The organism is Streptomyces nanshensis, assembly GCF_001751255.1.
Lineage (GTDB): Bacteria > Actinomycetota > Actinomycetes > Streptomycetales > Streptomycetaceae > Streptomyces > Streptomyces nanshensis_A.
In genome coordinates, this window is the sequence record NZ_LJGW01000094.1 from 205 (window position 1) to 4,362 (window position 4,158).

Genomic DNA, 4,158 nt, shown 5'->3' on the forward strand with positions numbered 1-4,158 from the left:
CGCGGGCGGACGCCGTCCCGGCGCCGCCGACATCGATCTGTTCGACGAGCGGGGGCGGTTGTGCGCCCGACTGACGGGCTACACCTCGCGTGAACTGTCCATCGGGAGCCCGGAGTTGAGGGAAGCGCGCGTCTCCGTACCGGCGCCGGGCGAGCTGCTGGAGGTCACCGGGCGCTGGACGCCCGCGCCCCTCGGCCTTCCCGCCGCCGAGGCGGGACCGGCCGCGGCACAGACGGGCGCCGCCGCTCCCGTCACGGTGCTGAACGCCGCCCTGGACGCCGACCTCGTCGCCGCGAGCGCCGCCCGTCTCGGCATGGACGTCGAGCACCTGGCCGTACCGCGCGACGCGAGCGACGCGGACGCCATGAAGGCGGCGTTCGCGGCCTGTTACTCCCATGTCCGGGGGCTCGTCGGGCAGTCGCGGCGCGTTCTGCTCGTGGCCCCCGGCGCACCCGACTCCCCGGTCTTCGCGCCGCTGGCGGCCCTGCTGAAGACGGCGCACCAGGAGAACCCGTCCTTCCACGGCACCACCGTGCTGGTGGAGGGCTTCGACCCGCGCGACTCCGCACGCTTCGAGCAGGTCGTCCGTACGGAGGCGGCAGCGGCAGTGGCGGCGGACGCCGCGGGCGGCGCGGCGGACGAGGAGGTCGCCCACACCGCCGACGGCCGCCGGCTGCGCCATGAGACGGCCGAACTGCCGCACGGCACAACGGGCGAGAGCCTGCTGGCGGAGGGCGGCGTCTACTGGATCACCGGCGGCGCGGGCGGCATCGGGCTGCTGCTGGCCGAGCGGCTGTGCCTGCGGTACGGGGCGACGGTCGTCCTCAGCGGACGGTCGCCCGCCGCGCCCGCGGCCGACGCGCTCGCCTCCAGGCTCACCCGCGGCACGCTGGCCTACCGCGGCGCGGACGTCACCGACCAGGACAGCGTGGACGCGCTGGTGACCGCCGTACTGGCCGAACACGGCCGGATCGACGGTGTGTTCCACGCCGCCGGGGTGCTCGACGACGGTTATCTGACGGCGAAGCCGCTCGCCGGGACCGAGGCCGTGCTCGCGCCGAAGGTGGACGGCGTCACCTGCGTCGACCGCGCCACCCGCGCGGCCGCTCCGGGCTTCCTGCTGGTCTTCGGGTCGGTCGCGGGTGCCTTCGGCAACGCGGCGCAGGCCGGCTACGCCGCCGCGAACGCCTACCTCGACGCGTTCGCCGCCCGGCGGCAGGCCGCCGGGCTGACCACCCGGGCCGTCGACTGGCCGCTGTGGGCCGAGGGCGGCATGCGTGTGGACGACGCGAGCCTGAAGTATCTGCGCAAGCGCACCGGCACCGTGCCGCTGCCCTCCGGCACCGGCCTCGACGCGCTGGAGCGTGCGCTGCACACCGGTTCGCCGGTGCGGCGCGTGGTCCTCTACGGCGACCGTCCGGCGCTGCGGGTGTACGCGGGTCTGGACCGTCCGCAGGTCACGGGCGCACGGTCCGGCTCCGCGTCCGCGTCCGCGCCGGGCTCCGCGTCCGGGTCCGTATCCGCCGCGCGCGGCGAGGGGACCGGGACGGCGCCGGCCGCGCTCAGCGACGCCGAACTCCTCGTCCGCACACAGGACTTCCTGCGGGAGCAGTTCGCCGAGGTCACCCTCCAGGACGCCGAGCAGATCCACCCCGAGGAGAAGCTGGAGACGTACGGGATCGAGTCGATCTCGATCGTCGATCTGACGAGCAGGCTGGAGGACGTCTTCGGCTCGCTGCCCAAGACCCTCTTCTTCGAGTACGTCGATCTGAAGGGCGTGGCCGAGTACTTCGTGGCCGAGCACCGTGCGCGGCTGACCGAACTCTTCGCGCCGGAGGAGCCGCAGCCGTCCGAGGCGGCGGAGCCCGCGGCCACGGCCCCCGTACCGGTGGAGCCGGCCGCCGCGGCACCCGCACCCGCACCCGCACCGGCGCCTCCGGAGCCAACCGCCGTACCGGGTACGTCCGTTGAGGCCGTCCCCGCGTCCGTTCCCGCTTCCGTCCCCGCGCCCACGCCGCGCCCCGCCCCCGCCGGGAACGGCGACATCGCTGTCGTCGGCATGGCGGGCCGCTACCCGGGCGCCGACACCCTGGAGGAGTTCTGGGAGCTGCTCAGCGAGGGACGGCACAGCTTCGAGCCCGTGCCGTCCTCGCGGTGGCCGCACGGCGACCTGTACTTCGACGAGCGGGACGTGCTGGGCAAGACCACGGTGCGCACCGGCACCTTCCTGCGTGACGTCGACGCCTTCGACCCCCGCTACTTCAGCATCTCCCAGCGCGACGCCGAACTTCTCTCGCCCGAGGTGCGCCTCTTCCTCCAGGCGGGCGTGACGGCGCTGGAGGACGCCGGGTACTCGAAGGAGACGCTGCGCCGCCGCTACGACGGCGACGTGGGCGTGCTCGTCGGCTCGATGAACAACAGCTACGCCTACTACGGCTTCGAGAACATGCTGATGCGCGGCACCGCGACGAGCGGCAGCGAGGTCGGCGTGATGGCCAACATGCTCTCGTACTACTACGGGTTCACGGGTCCGTCGATGTTCGTCGACACCATGTGCTCGTCGTCCTCGGCCTGTGTGCACCAGGCGCTGAGCATGCTGCGCGGCGGCGAGTGCCGCATGGTCGTCGTCGGCGGCATCAATCTGATGCTCCACCCGTACGACCTGATCGCCACCTCGCAGGCGCACTTCACCACCAAGTCGGCGGAGGTCGTGCGCAGTTACGGACTCGGCGCGGACGGCACGATCCTCGGCGAGGGCGTGGGGACCCTGGTGCTCAAGCCGCTCGCCGAGGCCGTCGCGGACGGCGACCACGTCTACGGCGTCATCAAGGGCAGCGGCATGACCAACGCCGGTGTGCGCAACGGCTTCACGGTGCCCAGCCCGCAGCAGCAGGCGAGGGCGATCGAGAGGGCGCTCGACGACGCCGCCGTGGACGCGCGCACCGTCAGCTATCTGGAGGGCCACGGCTCGGCGACCTCGCTGGGCGACCCGATCGAGATCAAGGGCGCGAGCCTGGCCTTCGGCCGGGACACCCGGGACGTGGGCTACTGCGCGATCGGGTCGGTCAAGTCCAACGTGGCGCATCTGCTGTCCGGTTCGGGTCTCGTCGGCCTGACGAAGGTGCTGCTTCAGCTACGGCACCGGACGCTGGCGCCGTCGCTGCACTCCGAAACCCTCAGCCCCGCCATCGACTTCGGCTCGACGCCGTTCGTGGTGCAGCGTGAGCGCGCCGAGTGGCGGCGTCCCGTCGTGCACGGCGCGGAGGTGCCGCGCCGTGCGGGCGTCACCTCGATCGGCGCGGGCGGCATCAACGTGCACCTGGTCGTCGAGGAGTTCGACGGCACGGTGAACTCCGCGCCCGACGACGGCGGTTCACAGCTTCTGGTGTTCTCCGCGATGACGCCGCAGGCCCTGGGCACGGTGCTGCGCGACGCGCACCGCCATGTCGCCGACGAGGCGCCCGCGCTCAACGCCCTCGCGTACACCCTCCAGACCGGCAAGAACGAACTCCCCTGCCGGCTGGCCTTCGTCGCGCACGGCACGGCCGACGCCGAGGCCCGGCTCGCCGCGCTGGCGGCGGCGGACTGGACGTCCGGCGCACCCGCGCTGCCCGACGGTGTGCGCTTCACCGAGAGCACGCTGCGGAAGCGGCGCAGCGTGGCGGCCGTCGACGTCGAACGGGCCCTGGCGCAGGCCGACTTGGCGGAGCTGGCCGGATACTGGATCTCCGGCGCGGCCGTGGACTGGGACCTGCTGTGGCCCTCGGGCACCCGTCCGGCGAAGCTGGCGCTGCCCGCGTACCCGTTCGAGAAGGTGCGCTGCTGGTACCCGGGTTTCGACGACGCCCCCAGCGTGCTGCGGCCCCTGGCCTTCACCCGGCGCGGGCACCCCTGGGTCGGCGTCAACCGCTCCGATCTGCACGGCGTGCGCTTCGCGCTGGAGCTGACGGGCGACGAACTCCTCGACTACGTCCACACGGTGGGCCGCACCCGCCGCTTCACGACCGTCGCCCTGCTGGACGGCGCGCTGGCGTTCGCGCGGCTCGCGGGCCTGGACGGCGCGCTGCGGCTGCGCGACGCGCGGTGGGCGGAGCTGCCCTCGCCCGGCGACGCCACGGAGGTCTTCGAGTGGCGGCTCGCGCTCTCCGGCGAGGGAGC

Annotated in this window: 1 protein-coding gene; it reads left to right on the top strand. The window is 73.6% G+C overall.

What is annotated here, in order from left to right; genetic code table 11:
* A partial coding sequence (locus tag AN218_RS04825) for an SDR family NAD(P)-dependent oxidoreductase (RefSeq protein WP_171908599.1) occupies positions 1–4,158 on the top strand: 4,158 nt, incomplete at both ends.